Consider the following 24,908-nt stretch of genomic DNA (forward strand, 5'->3'; position numbering starts at 1 on the left):
AACCATATTCAGGACGGGACATGGCGATCAAAAAAGCCCGTCACCAAGGTGACGGGCTTTTTCATGGCATAGAGCCAGAGCACAAGGCAATGCGATTACAGCACCTTGGCGATCGCCTCGCACAGGGGATCGATGTTGGCGCGGGTGATCCCGGCCACGCTGATCCGGCCTGAGCCGACGATGTAGATGGCAAATTCGCTCTTGAGGCGCTCCACCTGCTCCTTGGTGAGGCCGGAGAAGGAGAACATGCCGTTCTGCTCGCGGATAAAGCTGAAATCCTGGCTCACGCCGAGGGCAGCCAGCTTCTCTACCAGCAGTTCGCGCATCTCGCGAATACGCACCCGCATGGCAGCAACTTCTTCGACCCACTCGGCATAGAGAGCCGGATCGCTCACCACGGCGGTGACCACGGCGGCACCGTGTGACGGCGGGTTGGAGTAGTTGGCACGAATGACGGTCTTGACCTGGGTGAAGGCCACATCGGCGATCTCTTTGGTCGCGCTCACCAGCGTGAAGGCGCCGACCCGCTCGTTGTAGAGGCCGAAGTTCTTGGAGAAAGAGCTCGCCACCAGCAGCTCGTCATGGCACTCGGCGAAGATGCGCAGGCCTTCGGCATCCTCTTCGATACCACGGGCAAAACCCTGATAGGCGAAGTCAAACAGCGGCAACCAGCCGGCAGCAGCACTCTGCTTGGCCAGCGCGCGCCACTGATCGCTAGTGGGGTCGATACCGGTCGGGTTGTGGCAGCAACCGTGCAGCAGCACCAGCTCACCCGGCTGCACTTCGGCCAGCGAGGCCTGCATGGCGGCAAAGTCGAGTCCCTTGGTCGCTGCGTCGTAGTACTTGTACCACTTGACGGTCAGGCCCGCGGCCTGGAATACGCTGACGTGGTTGGCCCAGGTGGGATCAGAGATCCAGATGGTCTTGGCCAGACCGTTGCGCACCACGAATTCGGCCGCGATACGCAGGGCACCGGTACCGCCCGGCGCTTGCGCGGTCTTGGCGCGGCCACTGGCAACCAGCGCAGAGTGCTGCCCGAACAGCAGTTGCTGCACGATGCGGCCATATTCGATATTGCCTTCAATACCGAGGTAGTTCTTGGTCTTCTCGTCGGTCAGCAGCTTCTGCTCGGCTTTCTTGACACAGTGAAGAATGGGGGTGGCACCGGACTCGTCCTTGTAGATCCCTACGCCCAGATTGATCTTGTGGCTGCGAGAGTCAGCGCGGAAGGCTTCGGTCAGGCCCAGGATCGGATCCGCTGGGGCGGCAACAACCTTTTCAAACATGGTATTCCCTGTATTCCGTTGAGTTCGTTAGGTGGCAAAGCGGCTTGATAAACAAAAGCGCTCATCTGGCGAGCGCTTCGTCAACTCTTTATATCACCGCGTTCAATGGGGGAAAACCGCTTTTTGGCTCGCTTTCAGGCCAATTTCAACCAACGGCATGCCACGCTGGTGCCAGCGCGCATACCTCGGCCGACAAGCCACCATTGGACTCAACCAAACCGCTACAAACTGCTAACAATGGCTTGGGGATCCGGCTCGGCTCCCAGGGCCGAGCCTCAGTCAAAGGCTGGGCATACGCGCTGAGGATGGGGGCCAGATCACGGGGCAACCACCAGCTGGCCGGACGACCCAAGCGCTGGGCCAGCGCCTGCAGCCTATCCACCCCGGCAGGGTCGAGGGCGGTGAGATGACTCCACAGCACATTGGGGGGCAAGGCGGCCACCACCTGCTGCAAGGCTAGAGGAGCCGATGGGGGGGCCCACACCAGCAAGGTGCCGGGTTCAAGAGGCAGCTCGGCAAAGGCGCCAACGCTGTCTGTGGTGATCACCCGCTCGATACTCCCCTCCCCCCACAGGATCTTGCCAAGACGCGCCAGGGTGCGCTCGGGCAGCGCCACCTCCCCCAGCGCCTGCAACCAGGGGGCTGCGTCGATCAGGGTGCCGCCGCTGAAAAAGAGGCTGAACGGCTGGGCGGCGCGCAAGCGCAACAGCTGATCGGCACAGAGCCGGATCCCCTTGTCCTCGAAATCAATCTGCTCGTTGGGGGTGAAGTTCACCTCTGACTTGCGATAGAGCGCCGCCAGCACCCGTTCGTTGACCAGCTCCCCCAATTGCCAGCCCTGAGCATGCAACCACTCCTCGGGCTCGGGGGGGGCAGTTGCGATCTCGGCCAGCATCAGCTCGCGGGTGAGATAGCGCCGTCCGGCCGGGGTGAGCTCATAGCTGTGGCTGCCATGGGCGAGCAGCAGCTGGTTATCCTTGAGCAGGCCCACCAGCGGTTGCCACTGGCGGCCACGGATCACCACAGGTGAGTGGCTCAGCAACTGCTGCGCCAGCGCCCGCCATTCGGGGTGACTAAAGTCGATCAATTACAATCCATCCCTGTCAGTGCTCAATCGGATAAACAAACAGCCTGAAAAGGTACCGTTACAGACCGATGACGCCAAGCCTCCCGCGCCAATTACGTGACCTCGCTCCCTGCAATATTCCCCAAACAGAAGAGCCCACCGTGGGGTGGGCTCTTTCTTGGATAACACTCGACGCTTATTCGACGTTGAGACGCAACTCAGCATCGTGCCAACCCAGTGGCAGGGTCAGCAACTGATCGATCAGCTCCCGGCGATCGGATTTCTCCAGATAGGCGAGATAGAGGGGACGGCTCAGCGGCTGGCCTCCCTCCACCAGATGGAGCGCCCCCTTCTCGAGGAAGGGGCTAACCATCCGCCGTGGCAGGTAGGCAGCACCACCGTTGGCCAGCACGAACTGCAACGCCATGCTGGCGGAGCTGGAGTGCAGCACCGGGGTCTTTTGCAGGCTCTGCAAGCGGCTGGGTTGCGGCTCGAAGCTGGTGCCCCAGTCGAGGTGGATGTGCGGCATCTGCATCAGGTTGTCGGCATTGGCGGCCGGATCCCGGCTCACCAGCTCGAACACCAGCTCACCGATGGGATGCAGGGCAATCTCGTCGATCTTGGTGGGCTCGGAGAGCAGGGCCAGATCGAGGGAGCGCTCCAGCAACTGGCGGCAGAGGTGCTCGCGGGAGGCTGTTTCCAGCCGCACCGCCAAACCGGGCGCCAATGCATAGATGTGATTGAGCCAGTCGTTGAAATCGAGCTCCCAGAACACCGCAGGCGCGCCGATGGCCAACTGCTGGCTGAATCCTGGCGAGAGCGCCACATCCTGCTTGGCACGACCAAGGGTGTGCAAGATGGCGTCTGCGTATGGCAGCAGACGCTCACCGGAGGCGGTCAGGCGGATGTTGTTACGATGACGTGCAAACAGACTGACACCCAGTTGCTGCTCTAGCTGGCGGATCCGGAAACTCACCGCCGACTGGGTCAGGTAGAGATTTTCAGCAGCCCGGCCAAAATGCCGGGTCTTGCTCACCTCGATAAAGGTCCGAAGCAGCTCGGTATCCATTAATCGATGGACTCGTCACTGCCACCGCCGCTGCCACCACCGACATCAAAGCTGCCGCCACCGCTGCTCTCTTCGCTGGCACCACCAACAACGGTGCAGAGGCGATGAACGCGCTTGGGACCAATCACCTTGAGGTACTTGAACCACACCTTGGCATGGCGGTTGGCACCGGCTTCGCCGGATTTGACCTGCTCGACGAAGGCTGACTCGACATCATCACGGGGTGCAAGGTTGCCCTGGTAGAGTGCCAGCATGGCGGTACCATACTTTTCCAGACTGTCCGCTTCGGCCACAGTGAATTCACCACTGCGACGCAGGCCACGGGGAAAATGTTTGAAGTCGTTGAAACGCTTGTCTGATTCGAAGCTCATAGTGCTCTTTTTTCTGGTTAGTTTGACCTTTGCGGGCAAGTATCATCAGGCCATCGCCGAGTGCAAAATCAATTTTCTCACTATGTTAATAAATATCTTTTATCGAAGTCACTTTGCCCCATCGCTGACGCTGATTTTGTGGCATAACACACAAAAAACGTTGATAAATAATAAACTTATGTAAACGTGCAGCCTATTTGCACGTCACTTTTTGGACTGTGCAGGCAAAAACAAAGCGCCATACGGCGCTTTATTTATCACATCAGGTGAACCAGCTGAACCTTTGGTTCAAACATGCTTACTCAATCATGGCCGGTTGGGCCAGGTTGTCGGCACGCCACAGACGGTAGCGCACTTCATACTCCTGCGGCACGTAAATCACGAACGGCAGTTTTGAGTTGTAGTTCACGAAGAAGCCCTGACCGTAGATCTGGACGAAGGTCTCTTTCTGCTGGTTATCAGGGCACATCATCAGGGTGCTGATGGGGTCGGAGACTTTGCCCAGTTTCAGGTAGTTGTAGCCCCAGCCTTTAACGCTGTGCTGTTCCAGGTTGCCTGCAAAACGCGGTACGTTGCAATCAACCATCATCTTTTTGCCGACCTGCAGCTCGACCATCATGTCGGCTTCTTTCTCGACTTCAGGCAGGCGGATCACCACACGTTCCTGATTCACGTCAGCGGCTGGGAACATGCTGATATCAAATTTTTTCGGCTCGGCGGCGAAAGCATGGCCACCCAGCAACAAGGCGCCCAGCAGGCTAAAACGCAATACGGTTTTCATCTGTACCTCATGGGGTTGGTTCAACGCCGCTAGACTAACCGCTCTGCCGATTTCATGCCAGCGATCTGCTACGTAAAAACTGCGTAAAATGATGCAGATCCGGCACACCATGACGTGATCTGGCTATTTTCTGACAGGGCGCACACTCCCGTTACGGGAACCTGAAACAAAAAGCGAGGCCAATTAGCCTCGCTTTGCATTCAAATGGCGCCAGAGTGCTATTTGGCCGCCTCTTGATGGGCCTTGATGACGGCCACCGCCTTGTCGGGGAAGTCGCTGAACACCCCGTCCACATCGGCCTGATAGAGGAAGATGTTAAGGAGATCGGTGAAGTCCTTGGCATAGGCCGGGATCTGCCCCTCATCCTGACGGAAGGTATAGGGGTGAACTTTCAGGCCCGCCGCATGGGCTTCTTTTACCATGCCGGTGAAGACCGGTTTGCCCAAAGTGCCCGGCTCGGTGACGATCATCGGTTTCCACGGGCCAATCCCTTCGGCATAGCTGGCGATGGTTTTCATCGCTCCCGGCTTGAACATCCAGTCATAGTTGTAGGGGGTCGCCTTACCCTTGGCGTCGTAGACCATGGTCTCGTTCCAGTCGGTCTCGGCCATCAGCTGCACCAGTTTCAGATCCATACCCATGGCGGGCATCAGCTCGCTGTTGATGCGCTTGAGTTCATCGGCATCGAAGCACTGCAGATAGACCTTGTCATCCTTCCCGGTGTAGCCGTACTCCTTGAGCACCTTCAGCACCGCCTTGGAGATATCCTTGCCTTCGTGACGGAACAGCCAGGGCGCCTTGATCTCCGGGTAGATGCCGATGTTCTTGCCGGTGCTCTTGTTGAGCCCCTGGATCATCTCGATCTCCTCCTGGAAGGTGTGGATCTTGAAGTCTGACTTCCAGAGCGGGAAGCGGGCCGGATAGACCGGCACCTGCTTGCCATCCACCAGCTGGAACGGCTCGGTCATGCGCAGGGAACGCACCTCGTCCAGGGTGAAATCCACCACATAGTAACGGCCGTCCGGACGGGCACGACCGGGGAAGCGCGCCGCCACATCGGTGATACCATCGAGGAAGTGATCGTGCATCACCACCAGCTGGTCATCCTTGGTCATCACCAGATCCTGCTCCAGATAGTCAGCCCCCATGCCATAGGCCAGCGCCTTGGACTCCAGGGTATGCTCGGGCAGGTAGCCGGAAGCGCCACGGTGGGCGATCACCACCTTGCCTTCATCGGCAGCCAACACGGGTAATGAGAGGGATGCCCCAAGGCTCAAGGCGATGAGGGAAACGGCGAGTTTTTTCATATGTGATGCTCTTTATTATTGTGTGTAGGTAATTGTTCTATCAGAGGTTTGTTGCAAATTTACGGTGGAAAGCGGTGGGCAGCAACGCACTGCCCACCGTCACTCATCAGCTCGCCTTGCGCAGAGCCTGATGGTATTGGTCGAGCCAGATCTGCAGCATCTGCTGCTCTGAGTCGTTCAGGCGCAGCCCCAGCTTGCTGCGGCGCCAGAGGATATCATCCAGTGAACAGGCCCACTCCCGCTCGATGAGATAACGCACTTCCGACTCGTACAGGCCGCCACCGAAGTGAATGCCGCGATCCTCTTTCAGCCAGAGACGGGCATGGGCACCATAGGCCTCGGCAATGCGCAGGGCGCTGCGATCATCGAGCCAGTCAAACTCCAGCGCAAAGGCGCGGGCCAGCTCGCGCACCGAGCAGTCAAACTCGCCGCCGGGCAGACGGCTGGTCGCAGTCCAGTCATCCCCCATCTGGCTAAACCAAGGCTTGAGTTTGTTGCAGGCGGCCTGCGCCAGCTTGCGATAGGTGGTGAGCTTGCCGCCAAACACCGACAAGAGCGGCGCACCGTCAGACTCGCCAGAAAGTTCGAGGGTGTAGTCGCGGGTCACCGCCTGCGGCGAGTCTGACTCGTCGTCACAGAGCGGACGCACCCCGGCGTAAGTCCAGATCACATCTTTCGGCGCAATTTGGCGAGTGAAGTGGGCGTTGACCACCTTGCACAGGTAGGTAATTTCGGCCTCGCTGATCTTCGCTTCCCGCGGGCTGCCGTGATGCTCCACATCCGTGGTGCCGATGAGGGAGTAGTCCTGCTGATAAGGGATGACGAAGACGATGCGGTTGTCTTCGTTTTGCAGGATATAGGCCTCTTCGCGCTCATGGATGCGCGGCACTATCATGTGGCTGCCTTTAATAAGGCGAATGCCGCGGGGGGATTTCTCGTGCAGGCTCTCGTCATAGAAGGTCTTGACCCAGGGGCCCGCCGCATTGACCAGACCACGGCAGGTGACGGTGAACTGCTCGCCCCCTTCCCGCTCCAAAGTGAGCGTCCAGTGTTTGGAACCGCGCACCGCCTTGATGCAACGGGTGCGGGTCTGCACGTCGGCCCCCTTGTCACGGGCCATCATGGCATTGAGCACCACCAGCCGGGCGTCATCGACCCAGGCGTCCGAGTATTCAAACCCTTTGTTGATCCCTGCGGTCAAGCCATCTTGCGGCAGGAAGCGCACGCCACAGCTCCCCTTGAGCTTGTCGCGCTTGGCCAGATTGTCATAGAGGAACAGACCGGCGCGGATCATCCAGGCAGGACGCAGGTGTGGACGGTGCGGCAGGCGAAAACGCATGGGACGAGCGATGTGAGGCGCCATACCGAGCAGCACCTCACGCTCCGCCAATGCCTCTTTCACCAGCCGGAATTCGTAATGCTCGAGATAGCGCAAACCACCGTGGATCAGCTTGCTGGAGTTGGAGGAGGTGGCAGAGGCGAGATCTTTCGCCTCAAACAGGGCAACCTTCAGACCCCGTCCTGCCGCATCGGCTGCGATGCCGACCCCGTTGATGCCGCCACCGACGACGACCAGATCATAATGTTCGCTCATGTTCACCTACTTTCATTTTTATGATTGCTATAACAGCAATGTTTGATTTCGCTCATTTTAGAACATGAAAATACAACAAACGAACATTTTATGGCGAAAGTGTGATCGCCACAGCCCGCCAGAGGTGGCAAAGGGGACAGGTCAGCGGAGCAAATGGCATCGGGCCAACATCGGCGGGTTAATAACCAAAAAAACCAGATTGAATAGTGGTTTTGGCAATACCCATAAAGGGGTGAGATGAGTGCAGGAATGGGAGACAAAAAAGAAAGGAGGCCGCCCTGATGGGCGACCGGCACAGCCAGGGCGTGTTTCGCCGTCAGCAGATGTGGCAGGCGATCTGGTGTTGCGCCATCAATCGCGCCAGCTTTTCCGGTGGCTCCTGATCGGTAAAGAGGGCGTGGATCTGGCTGAGATTGCCCAGATTGACCATGGCATTGCGACCGAACTTGGTGTGGTCGGCGGCCAGGAACACCTGACGGGAGTGGGCGATGATGGCCTGGGCGATCTTCACCTCGTGATAGTCGAAATCGAGCAGGGAGCCGTCGTTGTCGATCCCCGAAATCCCGATGACGCCATAGTCCATGCGAAACTGACCGATAAAGTCGCGGGTCGCCTCCCCCACGATGCCGCCATCGCGGTTGCGGATCTCGCCACCGGCAATGATGACGGTGAAGTCATCCTTGGCCGTCAGGATGCTGGCCACGTTGAGGTTGTTGGTGACGATACGCAGCTCGCGGTGATCGAGCAGGGCACGGGCAATGGCTTCGGTGGTGGTGCCTATGTCGATAAAGAGCGATGAGCCGTCAGGAATATTGGCCGCTACCTCGCGGGCGATGCGCTCTTTCTCCTTGAGTTGCATCACTTTACGGGCGCTATAGGCGGTATTGACGGTACTCGAATGCAGGGAGGCACCGCCATGATGGCGCCGGATCTTGTTCTGTTCGGCGAGATCGTTCAGATCCCGGCGAATGGTCTGGGGGCTGACGTCAAAGTGGGTCACCAGATCGTCGGTCGAGACAAATCCCTGCCGCGTCAGGACGTCCAGGATCTCCAGATGTCGTTGGGTTTGCTTCACGCTTGCACTCCGATGATGAGACAAAAAAAGGCCCCGGCAGATGCGGGGCCTTTTGGCAGTTTACCTGATCCCCTTTGGGATCAATAAGCTGAGGATCACGTTTTATGCCTTATGGGCAGCCGCTTTCTTGGCCGCAACGGCAATGTTCTCGTGCTTGAGGGTCATCGCCAGCAGGATGATAGAGAGCACGCAGGAGACAGTCAGCACCATGAAGCCGCCATCCCAACCGAAGTGGTCAACGGTATAACCCAGCATGGCGTTGGCTGCCACGGCGCCGCCCAGATAACCGAACAGACCGGTGAAACCTGCCGCAGTACCGGCTGCTTTCTTCGGTGCCAGCTCAAGAGCATAGAGGCCGATCAGCATGACAGGGCCGTAGATCAGGAAGCCGATAGCCACCAGTGCCATCATGTCGATGGTCGGGTTGCCGGCCGGGTTGAACCAGTAAACCAGCACAGCCAGGGTCACCAGCACCATGAACAGGATACCGGCCGGTGCACGGCGGCCCTGGAACATCTTGTCAGAGATCCAGCCACACAGCAGGGTGCCCGGAATACCGGCCCACTCGTAGAGGAAGTAAGCCCAGGAGGAGTTGTCGACGGTGAAGTGCTTGGCCTCTTTCAGGTAGGTTGGCGCCCAGTCCAGCACACCGTAACGAATGAGGTAAACGAAGGCGTTGGCGATCGCGATGTACCACAGCAGTTTGTTGTGCAGCACGTACTTGACGAAGATCTCCTTGGCGGAAAACTCCTGCTCGTGGCTCTCGTTGTAATCCTTCGGATAGTCGTTCTTGTACTCCTCGATGGGAGGCAGACCGACCGATTGCGGGGTATCACGCATCACGAAGAAGGCGATCACCGCGATGGCGGCCGCCGCAGCCGCAGGCACATAGAAGGCGCTGCGCCAGTCGTTGAACCAGCCCATCCCGAGGATAAACAGCGGGCCAATCATGCCGCCACCCACGTTGTGCGCCACGTTCCAGACCGCAACCACTTCGCCGCGCTCTTTCTGTGACCACCAGTGCACCATGGTGCGACCGCAGGGCGGCCAGCCCATGCCCTGTGCCCAACCGTTCAGGAACAACAGCACAAACATGATGGCAATGCTGGAGGTGGCCCAGTGCATGGTCCCCATCATGAACATGATGGCAGCCGAGAGCAGCAGACCAGCGGAGAGGAAGTAACGGGCGTTGGAACGGTCAGAGACGTTCCCCATCAGGAACTTGGACAAACCGTAAGCGATGGAGACCCCGGAGAGCGCGAAACCGAGATCACCACGGGAGAAGCCCTGCTCGATCAGATAGGGCATCGCCAGACTGAAGTTTTTCCGTACCAGATAGTAGCCGGCGTAACCGAAGAAGATCCCGAAAAACACCTGCCAACGCATGCGTTTGTAGAAGGGGTCGACCTTGTCAGCCGGGAGCCTGTCGATGTGCGCCGCAGGCCTGAAGAGACTAAGCATGTTCTGCTTCCTTATTGTTGTTATGGGCGGTTGAGGATGCCCTGACCATTCCAACGAATCATGTGAGTCCACTAATTCGTAAGCGAGCCTATTGTGCTCATATGCGCTCATTTAATCTGTGATGCATGCTCAAATATTGCAGTTTTATTACAAATAAAAGCTCCAAATGAGAAATCACTCAGCAAGCGCCAGCCCTTGTGTGGCAAGGGTTGCGAGCCACCCCCTAAGTGGTAACTGGCGGTTATCAAGATGCTTTACGTCACATTTTCTTAGCAATGAGTGGGATCTTGTCCACATTTCCTATGGAGGGGGGATGGTGAAATTATTGGGAAGGGTTATTTTCTGTCACGACCGATAACGAGCGCAAACGAGCATAACGTTTGCGCAAGACGCAAAAACAACAAGGAAACGTTTTCGGCAGCAACGGATAGACACAAAAAGATAAAACGGAACATCAAACCTCTACGGGTGGATATAAGGAACAAAAGTATGAGCATACAAAGACCCAATACCCTGCTTGGCGAGTGCATCGCCGAGTTTATCGGAACCGGCCTGCTGATATTTTTCGGCGTCGGATGTGTGGCGGCACTGGTGCTGGCTGGCGCCAACTTCGGGCAGTGGGAAATCTCCATTACCTGGGGTCTGGGTGTGGCCATCGCCATCTATGTGACCGGCGGCATTTCAGGTGCCCACCTGAACCCGGCTGTAACCCTGGCGCTGATGACCTTCTGCGGGTTCGACAAGCGCAAGGTGGTGCCCTATATCATCGCCCAGATGGCCGGTGCCTTCTGCTTCGCGGCCCTTGTCTACTTCCTTTATGGTAACCTTTTCACCCAGTGGGAAGTGACCCATAGCGTGGTCCGCGGCAGCGTCGAGAGCCTCGGCACCGCCGGGATCTTCTCCACCTACCCCAATGCCCTGCTGACCAATATGCAAGCTTTTGCCGTCGAGCTGGTGATCACCGCCGTCCTGATGCTGGGCATCATGGCGCTGGGTGACAACAACAACGGCGCTCCCAAAGGTTTCGCAGCCGCTCTGCTGATCGGTATCCTGATCGCGGTGATCGGCGCCTCCCTTGGCCCGTTAACCGGTTTTGCCATGAACCCGGCCCGTGACTTTGGTCCGAAACTGTTCGCGTTCTTTGCTGGCTGGGGTGATGTTGCCCTGACCGGTGGTCGTGACAACCCCTACTTCTGGGTTCCGATCCTTGGCCCCATCGTTGGCGCCCAGATTGGTACCGCTCTGTATGTCAAAGTGCTGGCTCCCTGCGTCCCGGGCAACCGTGTCGTCACCACCGAGCAAGCGACCCAAACCGCCAAAGAAGAGGCTGCCGCATAAGAGCGGTCCCCTCCAACGTATAAAAACGTGGAAAATAGAAACGTGGAGAACATCATGTCTGCTGAAAAGAAATATGTCGTCGCTCTGGACCAGGGAACCACCTCTTCCCGCGCCATCGTGTTTGATCAGGATGCCAACATTGTCGGTACCTCCCAGCGCGAATTCACCCAGCACTACCCGAAAGCGGGCTGGGTAGAGCACGACCCGATGGAGATCTGGGCGACCCAATCCTCCGTCTTTACCGAAGTGCTGGCCAAGACCGGCCTGCGCAGCGAAGAGATCGCTGCCATCGGTATCACCAACCAGCGTGAAACCACAGTGGTATGGGAAAAGGCCACCGGCAAACCCATCTACAACGCCATCGTCTGGCAGTGCCGCCGCACCGCCGCCATCTGTGAAGAGCTCAAAGCTCGCGGTCTGGAAGAGTACGTTCGTGAGAACACCGGTCTGGTGCTGGATGCCTACTTCTCCGGTACCAAGGTGAAGTGGATCCTCGACAACGTGGAAGGTGCCCGCGAGAAAGCGATGAACGGCGAACTGCTGTTCGGTACCATCGATACCTGGCTGGTCTGGAAAATGACCAATGGCGAAGTGCACGTCACCGACCCGACCAACGCCTCCCGTACCATGCTCTACAACATCCGCGAGCTGAAGTGGGACGAGAAGATGCTGGACGAGCTGGGCATCCCCATGTCCATGCTGCCGGAAGTGAAACCCTCTTCCGAAGTGTACGGCTACACCACCCGTGGCGGCGGCTCCCGCATCCCCATCGCCGGTATTGCCGGTGACCAGCAATCTGCCCTTTTCGGCCAGCTCTGCTTTGAAAAAGGGATGGCCAAGAACACCTACGGCACCGGCTGCTTCATGCTGATGAACACCGGCACCGAGCCGGTTCGCTCCAGCAACGGCCTGCTGACTACCGTTGCCATCGGCCCGAAAGGGGAAGTGAACTACGCGCTGGAAGGTGCGGTATTTATGGGCGGCGCCACCATCCAGTGGCTGCGTGACGAGCTGAAGATCATTCACGATGCCCGCGACACCGACTACTTCGCCTCCAAGGTGGGTGACACCAACGGCGTCTATCTGGTGCCGGCCTTCGTTGGTCTGGGCGCCCCCTACTGGGATCCGTATGCTCGCGGCACCATGGTCGGTCTGACCCGTGGTGCCAACCGCAACCACATCATCCGTGCTGCGCTGGAATCCATCGCCTATCAGAGCCGCGATGTGCTGGATGCGATGCAGCAGGACTCCGGCATCAAGCTGGCAGCGCTGAAAGTAGACGGCGGCGCCGTAGCCAACGACTTCCTGATGCAGTTCCAGGCTGACATGATGCACACCCCGGTGGTACGTCCGACCCGCATCGAGACCACCGCCATGGGCGCCGCCTTCCTGGCCGGTCTGGCAGTCGGCTTCTGGAAGAGCTCGGATGAGCTGGAAGACAAGTTCAGCGTGGACCGCGAGTTCATCCCGCAGATGGACAGAGACGATCGCGCCAAACGTTACAGCGGCTGGCAGAAAGCGGTTGAGCGTTCACGCCGTTGGGCTGAAGAGGATTGATCGGGCACCCGACATTCCGTTGAGATAAACACCCAAGAGGCCGACCGCAATGTCGGCCTCTCTTTTTATGCTTTCCCTTGCCGGTTTCTGCCCCCTTCCCGCTCATTGCTCCCTCCTGTTTTTCTGCCGCCCTCTGTTGTTACCATCCACCACAACGCAATTGAGTTCTCTATCTATAATCATCATCTGGGTCGCATATGCGACCTTATTTATGAGGAGAGCGATATGGAGAGGGCGATACACCGTTTTACACTGCACTCACTCTGGTCAGGGCTCGGGATCCGCACCCGGATCCTCGCTGGCGTAGCGATACTGATGGCCATCGCCATCAGCTGCATCACCTTGATCCTCGAGCAGATATCCCACAGTCAGGCCCAGCAGCGGGTCGAACGCTACGAGCTGCCAAGCAGCGTGGATCGCATTGCCAACCAGCTGACCGCCCAGCTTATCCAGCACCTGACCGAAGCGCAGGCGCTGGCCAGCAACCGTTTTGTCATCGACTGGCTGACCACTGGCATGCCAGAGCAAGAGTGGCCCGCCATGGAGCGCTACTTTCAGGATCTGCAACGGCGGATCGGCGGCAACGTCTTTATCGCCCCCCGCCAGAGCAACACCCTGATCAACTTCAGCGGTGGCCCCACCGCCCAGAAATCGCTGAGCGAATCAGACCCGAAAGATGGGTGGTTTTTCGGCTTTCTCAAACGCAGCAAACCCTATGAGCTGAACCTCGACATCTCGGATTTTGACAAGCGCGCCTCCCTCTATATCAACACCGCCGTCACCCACGAGGGCAAGACCCTGGCGGTGGCAGGTACCTCCATCGACATGAGTGCCCTGAGCAAGCTCATCAGCGGCTACCGTATCGGCAAGAGTGGTCAGGTCTATCTGGCGGACATGGAGGGCAATATCGAGATCCACCCCGAGCAGGAGGTGGAAGGCGCCGCCCACCACCAGCAATCCTTCCTCGATACCGTCAAGCGGCTTATTCCCAATGCCCGGGAACAGGTGGCCGTAGAGGCGCTAACACTGGAGGGGCAAACCTATCTCATCGCGGTACGTTACATCCCCACCCTCAACCGGCTGCTGATTGGCGAGATCAACAGCGCCGAGCTGGAAGAGGGCCTGCAGGAATCCCGCCAGCTCATTATCATGGTCTCGCTCGCCATCGGCGGGATCGCCATGCTGGCCTCCGCCTGGCTGGCTCACTCCATCAGTCGCCCCATTCGTCAGGCAGCCGATGGCATGCATCACATCACCGCCGATCGGGATCTGGCGACCCGCCTCGACTTCTCTGACGAGTCGGAGCTGGGCATGATGGCCCAGAGTTTCAATCAGCTGATCCTGAGCCTGAACCAGAGCTTCTCTCGCTTCCAGCAGTCAGGCAGTGCCCTCTCCGCGCAGTCGTCCCAATCCATGCAGCAGGCCCAGGCACTGGCAGGAGAAGCGTGCCAGCAGGCCCAGAGCATTCAGGAGCTGACCACTGTGGTCACCACCATCGGCGACAACGCCGAGCAGATCGCCAGCCGCTCGGAAGGGGTCAACGACATGACCCAACGCATCGCCAACCATATGCTCAGCATCGAGCAGGATGTGACCCAGAGCGCCGCGCAACTCGACAGCTTGCGCAGCAGCATCGGCAGCTCCTCTGCCCTGCTAGATGAGGTGGTGAAAGACAGCAACAACATCACCCAGATCATGAACCTCATCCGCGATGTCTCGAACCAGACCAACCTGCTGGCCCTCAATGCGGCCATCGAAGCGGCCCGGGCGGGGGATATGGGACGGGGTTTTGCGGTGGTGGCCGACGAGGTACGCCAACTGGCGGTGCGTACCCAGACCGCCACCAAGGATGTGCAGGATCTTATCTTGCGCCTGCAGGAGGGAACCCGGCAGGCCAGCAGCTCGATGGCAGACTCCCGCAACCTGAGCGAAGAGGGATACAACCGGATGAATCAGGCCAGAGAGGTGCTGGTTGATGCCACCAGCCAAATCAACCAGACCGCCCTCGAGATCAACGAGATCAACGCGCTGGCGCAGGCGCAGAATCAACAGATGGGGCAAGCCAGAACCGCGCTCGACGAGCTGGCCATGGTGGCCGAACACCAGCGGGAACACGCGCAGGAGAGCAATGCCGCCAGCCGCGAACTGTTCGAACTGGCCAAGGCCATCGACGAGCAGATCCGCCAATACCGGATTGGCTAGGCCCGGCGCTTCCCCCTCTCCCTCTCAATAACCAAGACGCCACCTCAGGGTGGCGTTTTCATTTTGCAAATCATTTTGCCTGCGCTCTCGAAACGGGAATGACGAAAAACAGTACAAATCACTGATAAATAACATAAAAAAATGTGGAACGGCCATTGCTTAGTGATATCAGACTCAACAGAGGGATATCGCCATGAAACCGACCACCAATCAAGCGCCCGTAGCTCACGTCGCCACTCAAAAAGAGACACTGACCCCCCGCGAAGGCACCTTCCTGATGATGGTGGCCCAGCTGGTGGTGCTCACCTGCATCGTACTGGCCGCCACCGTCGGCGGCCTCTCCTGGCAGTGGACCCTGCTGCTGGCCATTCCGCCGGTGATCGGCGGCGCCCTGCTCAGCCGGGTATGGGGCAAACTGCCCCGCTAACTGCGTTTCAGCTCACACACCTTCCCAAACCGGCGGCCGACCCTCAAGTCGGCCGTCTGTTTATCTGCCACCTGGCTCATGCTGATTGGCCGCAACGAAGGCGCGGCTTGTTCTTCGCCAAGCAAACCGCAGCGACGAACCGTTCAAACAAACCGAACAAACCAACCTGAACTACAGGGTATGGCTGCCCAGCAGCTCTTTGAGAAAATCGAGCCAGACCCGCAGTCGGATATCCCGCTGGGCATCGGAGTAGAAGACCGCATTGATGGGGCGCGAGGCGCCACTGTTGCTACGGGCCAGCACCTCCACCAGCGCGCCACTCTCCCGATCCGGCCCGGTCATGAAATCCGACAGACAGACGATCCCCTGCCCCGCCAGCGCCAGCTGACGCAAGGTTTCACCGCTGCTGGCACGCAGACTGGGGGTGATGGCAAAGCGATCCCCCTGCTCGGCACTGAGCAGCGGCCAGTGGTTGAGGTGATCGGGATGCAAAAATCCAAGCAGCTCGTGACCGCTCAGCAGATCTGCCGGTTGGCGCGGGGTGCCGCGCTCGCTCAAGTAAGCAGGAGAGGCCAGCAGCCGCAACCGCGAACGGCCCAGCGGCAGCGCGCGCAGGGAGGAGTCGGTCAGCTCGCCGATGCGGATGGCCATGTCCACCCGCCGCTCCATCAGATTGATAAAGCCCTCCGAGCTGTGCAGCTGTAGCTCGATGGCAGGGTAGCGGCGGCGAAACTCGCCGATGAGCGGCACCAGCCGGTGCAGAATAAAGGGGGTAGCCGCATCGACTCTCAACACCCCTTCGGGTTGTTCCCGGCGCATCAGCAGATGCCCCTCCGCCTCGCTCATCTCGGTCAGGATCTTCACCGCCCGCTGATAGAACCAGCTCCCCTCCTCGGTCAGGCTGACCCGGCGGGTGGTGCGATTGAGCAGCACGGTGGAGAGCTTCTCCTCCAGCCGCTTGATGCCGCGGCTCACCACCGAGTTGTCCATGCCGAGGTTCTCCGCCGCCTGGCGAAAACTGCCCGCCTCCACCACCGCCACAAACAGGGTCAGTTCATCAGAATGGGTCTTCATTGCTGTTATCCGGACAAGAGTAATGGGCCTTTATAGGCGCAGCCGCTGTGGATTGGCAAGCGTGCGGTGAGGCCAGCTCTTTTTTTCTACAGAGAAAGAACGTGACCGCGAGCCCACATCATGCTCGCGATTTGTCAGTACAATGCAGCCTGAAAAGCGCCGTATGGCACCACTTGTTTCACAAGGATGAATACCATGACATTTGAAGAACGGCTGGCCGCCGCCCATCAGGAACTGGCTGACAAGGGCATCAAGGAGTTCGACTACAACCCGTGGTTGTTCAAATTGCTGCGTAAACTAGGCTGTGCCGTCAAGCCGCCTTATTACGCCAGTTGGTTTGTCAATTTCATCTGTGCAGGGCTCACGATTGCACCAATTTGGGGTCTGATTATGTGGATTTTCGTCTGGCGCCCAGAGGGAAAGGATCCAATATCAGTCCTGTTCAACACCGCCGTGTTCGCTGGCGTATTTGGTCTTTTCACCTTAATTGGACTCTGGCTCAAACGCCGGCAGCTTGGATTAACCCCATGGGAGCAGTTGGAGCACCAGCACATCAGTGAAGGCACAGCAGAAGAAGGTTAAAGCCCCTGCTGCCGATTGAAACTGGGTGCAATACAGGCTCTGAAGAGCACACTTTCACAGACTCGGACTCTCACCTTGCCGGATTTCGTTAAATTTTTTATCAGCTTTTCAATTAACTGCCTCATCCAAACCGCCATTGGCCTCTTGGTTCTCGCCTACAGGCTTTTCCGCCACCACAATGGCAACTGGCGCAGCTATCGACGAAGCTGGGATCCTCTCCCTCTATTTGCCTCCATTTTCCTGGGCATGGTGATCGCAAAAAAGCTTCATCCGGCCATCATGGCAACCTTGTAATGATTGGCCATAGCTTGGACAACGTTCACTGCCACAGATAACCGAACAATTCACTAGATGAGCAAACAGTTGAGTGCCTACAGCAAGATATGAAGAACTCTCATCACTCAGAGCGTCCTTCTGTTAGTAAATGAGGAGGGACAAATAAGCATCTGCTAACTTAATTTCTTGATCTGACCATTGCAAGGAAGGCCTCAAATGGAATAAAATTCACATCCATGGTTTTTTGGAAAAACCATAATTTTTTGCTCTTTGAAAAAAATCAATTTAATTAATCAAAACTTATTGGATTTTCAGTAAATCATGCATCTTCATCCTAATGTAAATAATGGTTCTTATTAAGAAATGAAGTGGGGGCATGATTATAATTCACTTACCTTTTATTTATTTTGATCGGGGGTTGCATGGAAAATAAAAGTATACTTGGATGGTCTTTTGGTTTCTTAACCTCACTTCTTGGGGCCGGCTGGGCAGTATTTACATACGTTGTGCCAGACCCATCAGTTTTGGGAATGGAAGCAATCAACTGGAAAAATGTCCTTTTATTTACCTCTTCTTTAGTTGCCATATGTTGGGTCGTTGTTTATTTTTTTCTTCAAAAACTCCCCTCGGTTATTCGTCACCTATCAGTTGTTATTATATATTTCGTTACAGCATTTAGCTTTTTCTGGGTGGGGACAAAATACCAAGACCCATTATTTGGAAGTTCGGAGCAAGAAGCTGTTTACGCCTACAATGACAGTGCTACTATTCTTGGAAAACGTATAGAAACCATCGAGAACATCTCGATCCAACTGCGTGGATGTCAGAAGGTAATGGGAAAAATTGCGTGCAAATTAGATCTTCTAAATAATAATGCAGATCGGGATGTTTCTTTTTCTGGTGATACTCGCGCCTTTGATGACGTAAGCAATGAGATGGAGCTTGACTCATTAGTTATAGGCTCATCAAATGTATCAACATATAAAACCTTCGCTTTGCCAAAAGGTGTAAAAACAACCGTAATGATTGCATTTAAACTGACTAATGAAAACTCCCAGAAGTTAACCTCACTACGCGTAAAATTCTCTGGCTTAAATGGAGTCAGGAAAGGTGTGAAATTTGATGGCGTTCCATTAGTTTAATTGAAGTGAAGTGGTGTTAACCTGTATAACACCACTTCATAATAATTAATATAAGCTCAAGCGTGAACAGTGCTGGAATAATCTGCATAGTTATCCCCATTGCTGCTCTCCCCTCAATACTGTTTTGCGACCAGCGCCCTGTTTCCAGCACGTCACGGCAGGCATACTGACCCTTCGTTTTTGCCAAGGAGGTTCAGATGTCATCACCCGTGATTGTGATTGCCCAACTTGAAGCCAAACCCGAATTCGCCCCCCAGTTTCGCGCCGCCCTTGAGCCGCTGATTGCGGCCACCTTGCAAGAGGCGGGCTGCCAGCGCTATCAGCTGCATCAGGACTTGGACAATCCCCACAGTTGGATGCTCTACGAGGTATGGGAGAGCGAAGCTGCCCTCACCGCCCATCAGGGTCAGCCCCACTTTACCGAATTTGTCGCCAAGGCCGAGCCCTGGTTTGCCAGCAGCACCATTCGCCGCTATCAGCCGCTGGGCGCCTGACTGGCCCCTGTGCCACTTTCCACTTAGCCCATCAAGGGCCAACCACCACCCCATTGAGGAACAAGATGATCAATATGCCACCCATGGGTCTGGGCACCTTCCGCCTGAAGGGCGAGCCGCTGCTTGCCACCCTGACCAACGGTCTGGAGCTGGGCTATCGCCATATCGATACCGCCCAGATCTATGACAACGAAGCCGAGGTCGGCGCCGTGCTGACCCGCAGTACTGTTGCCCGCCACGAGATCTACCTGACCACCAAGGTGTGGACCAGCGAGTTTGGCCCGGGCAAGCTGATCCCGAGCCTTGAGGTGAGCCTCGAAAAACTGGGCACCGACTATCTGGATCTGGCGCTGATCCACTGGCCCTCCCCCAAGGATGAGGTGCCGATGGCAGTCTATCTGGAGCAGCTGGCAGAGGCCAAGGCCCGGGGCCTGACCCGGGAGATCGGGGTCTCCAACTTCACCGTGGCCCAGCTCAAACAGGCTATCGAGATTTTGGGGCCTGGGGCCATCGCTCACCAGCAAATCGAAGTTCATCCCTTGCTGCAAAACCGCAAGGTGGTCGAGTTCTGCAAAGCCCAGGGTATCGCCGTCACCGCCTATATGCCGCTCGCCTATGGCAAGGTGCTGAGCGAGCCGCTGCTAATGGAGATTGGCAAACGCCACGGGGTATCGGCGGCGCAGGTGTCGCTGGCCTGGCTGCTGGCGCAGGACATGGCAGTGATCCCGAGCTCCACCAAACGGGAGAATCAGGCCGCCAATCTGGCCGCTCTCGATATCACCTTGAGCAGCGAGGAGATGGCCGCCATCGCCACGCTGGATAGGGGCGAGCGCTGCGCCAATCCCGACTTTGCCCCTGCATGGGACTGACGCGAAAGGCGTGAGACTAACGCGAAAGAAAGGCTGGCTCGCCAGCAAGCCAGATAAAACAGGGAGAGCATCATGCTCTCCCTGTCTCTTTTCTTGCCTCACGCTTTGCAGCGCTTGCTGAACGTCCAGCCGCCACATTGATGCCAGATGCAGCCCCGCAATCAGGGCGCGTTCTGGCAAAGGGCGGGATCGAATACCTGATTCCAGTCTGATTTCATATCGACCACCACCCAGCCCCGCGCTTTTGCCTGTGCCAGCCCGTCGATCAGCTTGCCGCTGGCTGGCGGATGGCTGTCGTAGGCGTATTCGCGCTTGGCATCGGTATGGTGCACCAACAAACCAAAAGTCTGGTAATCCGGGTTGGTCGAGGTGTATTGCAGCATGGGCACGTCACCATCGCTGTTACCAAAGGCGCCGACCGGACGCTGCCCCATAAAGAGGTGAATGGCGGCCGGTTTCGCCTTGCTGTCATCGAAATAGGCGCTGTTCATTGTCTTGCGGATCTCGCTGCCCTCCCCGGTCAGGGCAAACTCGCCGAGGGTAAAGGAGCCAATCACCTGCTGGGGAGGGATGCCATACATCTGCTCGGACATCACCCGCATAAAATCGACGCCGCCGCCGGAGACAATCCAGGTCTGGAAGCCATTATCCCGCAGATACCCCAGCAGCTGCTTCATCGGCAGGTAACCGAGCTGATCGTAGTGGCAGCCAAAACGGGGATCCTTGCTGCTGTTGACCCAGCGAGTGACCCGCTCGGCAAACTCGGTGGTGGTCATGCCGCTGTGGGTCAGTCCCACCAGCTTGGCGAGCCCCTTCTCCCCCGATTTGGCCACGGCCTTGAGGTCGTTGTTCAGCACTGCCGCGACGATGGGGTCGGCCTTCCACTCCGGGTGTTCCGGCGCCAGGCGCTTGATCTCGTCCATCGCAAACTGCAGCTGATAGGTCATGGGCGCTTCAGGCCAGAGGGTGCCGTCATTGTCAAACACCACATGGCGCTTCTCTGGCGGAATAAAAGTGGCCTGCTGCTGATCGGTGGCATTGGTTACCCAGCGGGTGATCGCCTGCTTGGCTGCCGTGTCATTCCAGGCAGAGAGGGGATCGCTCTGGCCAGCCTGTACCGCAAAGGCGCCGCACAGCAGCAAAAGAGAGGAGAGTCGATTCAATGTCATCATGTTACCTGTCAGCTGGATATTGCCTGTCGATGAAAACGCACGGCCATCACAACACCGGCGCACATAGGTTCAACACACACGGGTTTCACAGGGAAAATCCTATGGCTGCCAGCTTGTACTGGAGCTTAAGCAAGCTCAGAAAAGGAGCAGCGTTCATCCCGTTCTGCGAGGCAGATCACTGCGTTGCGCTCACGCCGCGGGCACCACAATCTCCTCCCACTCAGCGTTATTGCTGCTTATTTGGCAAAAGTAATTTGCTGTCACCGTCATTTTTGCCAACAAAACCCATCGGCATACTGGCGCCATTCTCCCGTCGGGAGTCCCTAACCAAGGAGTTGTTATGCCACTGGCGTTATTTGCCCTTACCCTGAGTGCCTTTGCGATCGGCACCACCGAATTTGTGATTGTGGGGCTTATCCCCACCATCGCCGAGCAGCTCAATGTCTCGCTCCCCTCGGCGGGCCTGTTGGTCAGCCTCTATGCCCTTGGGGTTGCCATCGGTGCCCCCGTGCTCACGGCGCTCACCGGCAAGGTGCCGCGCAAGTGGCTGCTGGTAGGGCTGATGGCGCTCTTTACCGCCGGCAACCTGCTGGCCTGGCAAGCCCCCGGTTACGAGAGCCTGATCGTGGCCCGCATCCTGACCGGATTGGCGCACGGGGTCTTCTTCTCGGTGGGCAGCACCATTGCCACAGGCTTGGTGGCCAAAGAGAAGGCGGCGAGCGCCATCGCCATCATGTTCAGCGGCCTTACCGTGGCGCTGGTAACCGGCGTACCGCTCGGCACCTGGATTGGTCAGGTCTTTGGCTGGCGTGAAACCTTTCTGGTGGTAAGCCTGCTGGGCCTCATCGCCATTGTGGGTAGCCTGCTACTGATCCCGGGCAACCTGCCCAAGGGAGCAGCTTCGACCATCCGCGAGCAACTCTCGGTACTGACCAAGAAGCCGCTGCTGCTGGTCTACGCCAAAACCGCCCTCGGTTATGGCGGCGCCTTCACGGCTTTTACCTTCCTCGCCCCCATCCTGCAGCAGGTGAGCGGTTTTAGCGCCGGTGCGGTGAGCCTGATCCTGCTGGTGTACGGGGTATCGGTTGCCGTCGGCAATATCTGGGGTGGCAAGCTGGCCGACAAGATGGGTCCTCTGCCCGCCCTCAAGCTGCTGTTTGCCGGTCTGGCGCTGGTGCTGCTGGCCCTCACCTTCACCGCGCCGCACCCGGTGCTGGCGGTGCTCACCGTGCTGGTGTGGGGCGCCTTTGCCTTCGGCAACGTGCCGGGTCTGCAAGTACTGGTGGTCAAGCAGGCCGAACTTCACACCCCCAAGGCGGTGGATGTGGCATCGGGCCTCAATATTGCCGCCTTCAACGTCGGCATTGCGCTGGGATCTGTGGTTGGTGGTTTTGTAGTAGAGCACCTCGGCCTGATGCACACCCCCTGGATCGGCGCCCTTATCGTGCTGCTGGCCTACGGGTTGACCCATGTCAGCGAACGCCGCGAAGCCCTCCGGCTCGCTGCCTGTCAGGCATAAGCTGCGCCAGCAGGCGTCACGCAAGGGCGTGGCGCCTGCTGCAATCGGCGCGGCAGGCTTCTATGCTGTGATACAGCGCCAACCCGGCAACTATTTCAGCAACTGTTTCAGTAACCAAGCCTGTCACCCTCGCATCATTTGCCACGGAGTCTGTTATGAAGGTGCTTATTGTCTATGCCCATCCCGAACCCAAAAGTTTCAACGGTGCCCTCTTCTGCCACGCCATCAGGGCGCTGGAGCAGGCGGGCCACACCGTGATGACCAGCGATCTCTATGCCATGGGCTTTGATCCTGTCTCGGATCGGCGCAACTTCACAGCCGCCAGCGATCCCGATTTTCTCAAGCTGCAGCTTGAAGAGCTGGCTGCCACCGAGCAGGGCAGCTTTGCCCCGCAGTTGGAGCAGGAGATGCAAAAGCTGGAGGCGGCCGATCTGCTGATCTTCCAGTTTCCGCTCTGGTGGTTTGGCCTGCCCGCCATTCTGAAGGGGTGGGTGGATCGGGTCTTTGCCATGGGGCGGGTCTACGGTCAGGGCCATATCTACGAGAGCGGCAAATTTCGCGGCAAGCGGGCGTTGCTGAGCCTGACCACCGGTGGCCCTGCCGAAACCTATCTGCCCGACGGCTTCAACGGCGATATCGACGGGGTGCTGCGCCCCATCCAGCGCGGGATCCTGCAATTTGTCGGCTTCGACGTGCTGCACCCCCATATCTGTTATGCCCCGGTGCGGGTCTCGCAAGAAGAGCGGGAAGCCTGGCTCGCCCAGTGGGTCAAGCGCCTTGGCCAGATTGAGCTGGAGTCCCCCATCGCGGTCGGCCGCTACCAGTAGTAGCTGACGCCCCCCAAAGCACAAAAACAGCGAGCGGCCCCCGGCCGCTCGCTGTTTTTCACGCTCTGTCGTTATGGTTTTTGTTATCCGTGGGCAAGCCTTATGCCGCCTGTTGCACGCCTGCTTTGCCGGTCACGGCACGCTTGAGCCAGTAGTCGAGGCTGACGTAGCGGCCCCCGCCGTAAACCAGCAGCACCAGCAGCATCACGAAATAGGTGGCGGCAAACTCCATCCCGTTGTTGAGCATCACGGGATCCCCGAGCTCGGTGATGTAGTTGTAGCGACCGGGGAAATTCGCCGCCAGCCACTCGATAAAGCCGTTGAGGCGCACAGTGGCCTCCATGCTGCCGGTGGCGATGGCGTCCCAGCCGTGATTCCAGTGCACCATGGCGCTCGCCACGCTCATCAGGAAGATAGTGGGAATGGCCATGATGCGGGTAAAGAGGCCAAGGGCGATGCAGATGCAGCCCAGCACCTCGGTGCCCGCCGCCAGAAAGGCGAGCAGGGTCGGGAACGGCAGGTTGAGCCCCCCTTCCGAGACTGGCGCACCAAACCAGGCGACGGTGCCAGCAAAGCCCATCACCTTGGAGTGGGCCCCCACATAGATGACCGGAATGAGATAGAGGCGAATGGCCAGCAGGGCCAGAAAATCGAGCCGCTTGCACTGGGCTACCGCCCGCTCGTACCACTGGATCAGGGTGTTGTTCATGGGAATTCTCCTTGGTGTTTGCTAAATGAGGGCAAGGGGGTGCCGGGCTGACGCTCACCGACGGGCAAGGTCAGCAGACCCAGCCGGTGAAAATGGCGTGCCCACTCGCTCAGATCAAAATCACTGCGAACCTGTTGCACCTGTTGCTGGAACGCGGCTTGGGTGATCCCCGGCTGCTGTTGCAGCAGCTGGATCAGCGCCACATCCCATTCGCGCAACCGCTGAGTCACCACCTGATGATCCGGGCTGCGAAACAGGCCATAGAAGTGGTTGCCCTGCCGGGTCGGTAGCACGCCGCTGCGACGAATGGCAAAGGGGAGTTCAAGCAGTTGCAGGGTGGGATTGAGCGCAAACGAACTCTCCGCCGTCACCTCCCCCCCCGGCAACACTTGCGGCACTACCCCTTCATCAATCTCGACACAGAGGCAGGCCCACTCGTACTCCAGCAGCGCCAGCCGCTGCCTGGGCCAGTTGAGAGAGCCCTCGCCGTGGCGATGTTGCACATAGCGGACAAACTCGGTGGCGATATGGTGAAACTCGGGGGCCTCGGCGCCGTGCGCGATGACAAAGCCCTCCACCAGTTGCCACCTGTCCACCGGCGCCCAGTGAGCGTGGGTGAGCGGAAAAGCGCTCTCCAGCACCGACTCCACATTGGCGCGCACGCTGCGGGCATAGTGGCTGGCGATGCCATCCTGCGACAGCCGCACCCG

24 protein-coding genes are annotated in these 24,908 nt (G+C 58.1%); 11 read left to right on the plus strand and 13 right to left on the minus strand.

Annotation, left to right across the window (positions count from 1 at the left end; translation table 11 throughout):
- Window positions 1-95: 95 nt before the first annotated feature.
- The 9 genes from AACR14_RS15090 to glpT all read right to left on the minus strand — a co-directional run bounded on the left by AACR14_RS15090 (window position 96) and on the right by glpT (window position 10,010).
- Window positions 96-1,286 carry an amino acid aminotransferase gene (locus AACR14_RS15090; protein ID WP_019446765.1) on the minus strand — a complete coding sequence of 397 codons (1,191 nt, stop codon included), beginning with the start codon at window positions 1,284-1,286 and terminating at the stop codon, window positions 96-98.
- A gap of 145 nt (window positions 1,287-1,431) precedes the next feature.
- Complete coding sequence (locus AACR14_RS15095) at window positions 1,432-2,373, minus strand: hypothetical protein (protein ID WP_019446766.1); 942 nt, start codon at window positions 2,371-2,373, stop codon at window positions 1,432-1,434.
- Between the two features lie 175 nt (window positions 2,374-2,548).
- Entirely contained in the window at window positions 2,549-3,421 is an 873-nt protein-coding gene (hdfR, locus tag AACR14_RS15100; RefSeq protein WP_005337525.1) for an HTH-type transcriptional regulator HdfR, read from the minus strand.
- Entirely contained in the window at window positions 3,421-3,792 is a 372-nt protein-coding gene (locus AACR14_RS15105) for a DUF413 domain-containing protein (protein WP_019446767.1), read from the minus strand. Before AACR14_RS15105 ends, hdfR begins: the two co-directional genes overlap by 1 nt.
- 298 nt (window positions 3,793-4,090) lie before the next feature.
- Complete coding sequence (gene eco, locus AACR14_RS15110) at window positions 4,091-4,573, minus strand: serine protease inhibitor ecotin (RefSeq protein WP_005337529.1); 483 nt, start codon at window positions 4,571-4,573, stop codon at window positions 4,091-4,093.
- A 218-nt stretch (window positions 4,574-4,791) separates the two neighbouring features.
- On the minus strand, window positions 4,792-5,880 hold the full coding sequence (gene glpQ / locus AACR14_RS15115; RefSeq protein WP_005337531.1) for a glycerophosphodiester phosphodiesterase: 1,089 nt from the start codon (window positions 5,878-5,880) through the stop codon (window positions 4,792-4,794).
- 106 nt (window positions 5,881-5,986) lie between these two features.
- Window positions 5,987-7,474: a glycerol-3-phosphate dehydrogenase gene (gene glpD / locus AACR14_RS15120; protein ID WP_019446768.1), complete on the minus strand. Its 1,488-nt coding sequence runs from the start codon at window positions 7,472-7,474 to the stop codon at window positions 5,987-5,989.
- A 316-nt stretch (window positions 7,475-7,790) separates the two neighbouring features.
- Entirely contained in the window at window positions 7,791-8,549 is a 759-nt protein-coding gene (locus AACR14_RS15125) for a DeoR/GlpR family transcriptional regulator (protein ID WP_005337538.1), read from the minus strand.
- A gap of 102 nt (window positions 8,550-8,651) precedes the next feature.
- Window positions 8,652-10,010, minus strand: coding sequence for a glycerol-3-phosphate transporter (gene glpT, locus AACR14_RS15130; protein ID WP_005337540.1), 1,359 nt, complete (start codon window positions 10,008-10,010; stop codon window positions 8,652-8,654).
- Between the two features lie 489 nt (window positions 10,011-10,499).
- Here glpT and AACR14_RS15135 point away from each other — a divergent pair, with 489 nt between their 5' ends.
- The 4 genes from AACR14_RS15135 (at window position 10,500) to AACR14_RS15150 (ending at window position 15,534) form a co-directional block, all read left to right on the plus strand.
- Complete coding sequence (locus AACR14_RS15135) at window positions 10,500-11,348, plus strand: MIP/aquaporin family protein (RefSeq protein ID WP_019446769.1); 849 nt, start codon at window positions 10,500-10,502, stop codon at window positions 11,346-11,348.
- A 54-nt stretch (window positions 11,349-11,402) separates the two neighbouring features.
- Window positions 11,403-12,905, plus strand: coding sequence for a glycerol kinase GlpK (gene glpK / locus AACR14_RS15140; protein ID WP_005337546.1), 1,503 nt, complete (start codon window positions 11,403-11,405; stop codon window positions 12,903-12,905).
- 225 nt (window positions 12,906-13,130) lie between these two features.
- The gene (locus AACR14_RS15145) at window positions 13,131-15,107 is read left to right on the plus strand and encodes a methyl-accepting chemotaxis protein (protein ID WP_019446770.1); all 1,977 of its coding nucleotides are present in this window, start codon (window positions 13,131-13,133) and stop codon (window positions 15,105-15,107) included.
- A 193-nt stretch (window positions 15,108-15,300) separates the two neighbouring features.
- Window positions 15,301-15,534 (plus strand): hypothetical protein, encoded by a 234-nt coding sequence (locus tag AACR14_RS15150; protein WP_019446771.1) that lies wholly within the window; start codon window positions 15,301-15,303, stop codon window positions 15,532-15,534.
- A 171-nt stretch (window positions 15,535-15,705) separates the two neighbouring features.
- Here the strand turns inward: AACR14_RS15150 and AACR14_RS15155 are convergent, their stop codons facing one another.
- Window positions 15,706-16,608 carry a LysR substrate-binding domain-containing protein gene (locus AACR14_RS15155; RefSeq protein WP_019446772.1) on the minus strand — a complete coding sequence of 301 codons (903 nt, stop codon included), beginning with the start codon at window positions 16,606-16,608 and terminating at the stop codon, window positions 15,706-15,708.
- Between the two features lie 195 nt (window positions 16,609-16,803).
- Between AACR14_RS15155 and AACR14_RS15160 the strand changes: the two genes are divergently transcribed.
- From AACR14_RS15160 to dkgB, 5 genes are all read left to right on the plus strand, one after another.
- Window positions 16,804-17,190 (plus strand): DUF6404 family protein, encoded by a 387-nt coding sequence (locus AACR14_RS15160; RefSeq protein ID WP_026035121.1) that lies wholly within the window; start codon window positions 16,804-16,806, stop codon window positions 17,188-17,190.
- Between the two features lie 75 nt (window positions 17,191-17,265).
- Window positions 17,266-17,484, plus strand: coding sequence for a hypothetical protein (locus AACR14_RS15165; RefSeq protein ID WP_156808839.1), 219 nt, complete (start codon window positions 17,266-17,268; stop codon window positions 17,482-17,484).
- A 404-nt stretch (window positions 17,485-17,888) separates the two neighbouring features.
- Complete coding sequence (locus AACR14_RS15170; protein ID WP_156808840.1) at window positions 17,889-18,608, plus strand: hypothetical protein; 720 nt, start codon at window positions 17,889-17,891, stop codon at window positions 18,606-18,608.
- Window positions 18,609-18,805: 197 nt separating this feature from the next.
- Window positions 18,806-19,102, plus strand: a complete 297-nt coding sequence (locus AACR14_RS15175; RefSeq protein WP_019446774.1) for a putative quinol monooxygenase — start codon at window positions 18,806-18,808, stop codon at window positions 19,100-19,102.
- 65 nt (window positions 19,103-19,167) lie between these two features.
- Window positions 19,168-19,971: a 2,5-didehydrogluconate reductase DkgB gene (dkgB, locus tag AACR14_RS15180; protein ID WP_019446775.1), complete on the plus strand. Its 804-nt coding sequence runs from the start codon at window positions 19,168-19,170 to the stop codon at window positions 19,969-19,971.
- 161 nt (window positions 19,972-20,132) lie between these two features.
- Here dkgB and AACR14_RS15185 read toward each other — a convergent pair whose 3' ends face one another.
- Window positions 20,133-21,143: an HAD family hydrolase gene (locus AACR14_RS15185; protein ID WP_237714704.1), complete on the minus strand. Its 1,011-nt coding sequence runs from the start codon at window positions 21,141-21,143 to the stop codon at window positions 20,133-20,135.
- A gap of 340 nt (window positions 21,144-21,483) precedes the next feature.
- Between AACR14_RS15185 and AACR14_RS15190 the strand changes: the two genes are divergently transcribed.
- Together AACR14_RS15190 and AACR14_RS15195 are read left to right on the plus strand one after the other, a co-directional pair.
- The gene (locus AACR14_RS15190; RefSeq protein WP_019446777.1) at window positions 21,484-22,662 is read left to right on the plus strand and encodes an MFS transporter; all 1,179 of its coding nucleotides are present in this window, start codon (window positions 21,484-21,486) and stop codon (window positions 22,660-22,662) included.
- 155 nt (window positions 22,663-22,817) lie between these two features.
- Window positions 22,818-23,489 (plus strand): NAD(P)H-dependent oxidoreductase, encoded by a 672-nt coding sequence (locus AACR14_RS15195; RefSeq protein WP_019446778.1) that lies wholly within the window; start codon window positions 22,818-22,820, stop codon window positions 23,487-23,489.
- Between the two features lie 100 nt (window positions 23,490-23,589).
- Here AACR14_RS15195 and AACR14_RS15200 read toward each other — a convergent pair whose 3' ends face one another.
- Together AACR14_RS15200 and AACR14_RS15205 are read right to left on the minus strand one after the other, a co-directional pair.
- Entirely contained in the window at window positions 23,590-24,198 is a 609-nt protein-coding gene (locus AACR14_RS15200) for an HvfX family Cu-binding RiPP maturation protein (protein ID WP_019446779.1), read from the minus strand.
- The coding region (locus tag AACR14_RS15205; RefSeq protein WP_019446780.1) for an HvfC/BufC family peptide modification chaperone at window positions 24,195-24,908 on the minus strand (714 nt) is incomplete at its 5' end. The genes AACR14_RS15205 and AACR14_RS15200, both read right to left, overlap by 4 nt.

Source organism: Aeromonas sp. 159, from assembly GCF_963862045.1.
Classification (GTDB): domain Bacteria; phylum Pseudomonadota; class Gammaproteobacteria; order Enterobacterales; family Aeromonadaceae; genus Aeromonas; species Aeromonas veronii.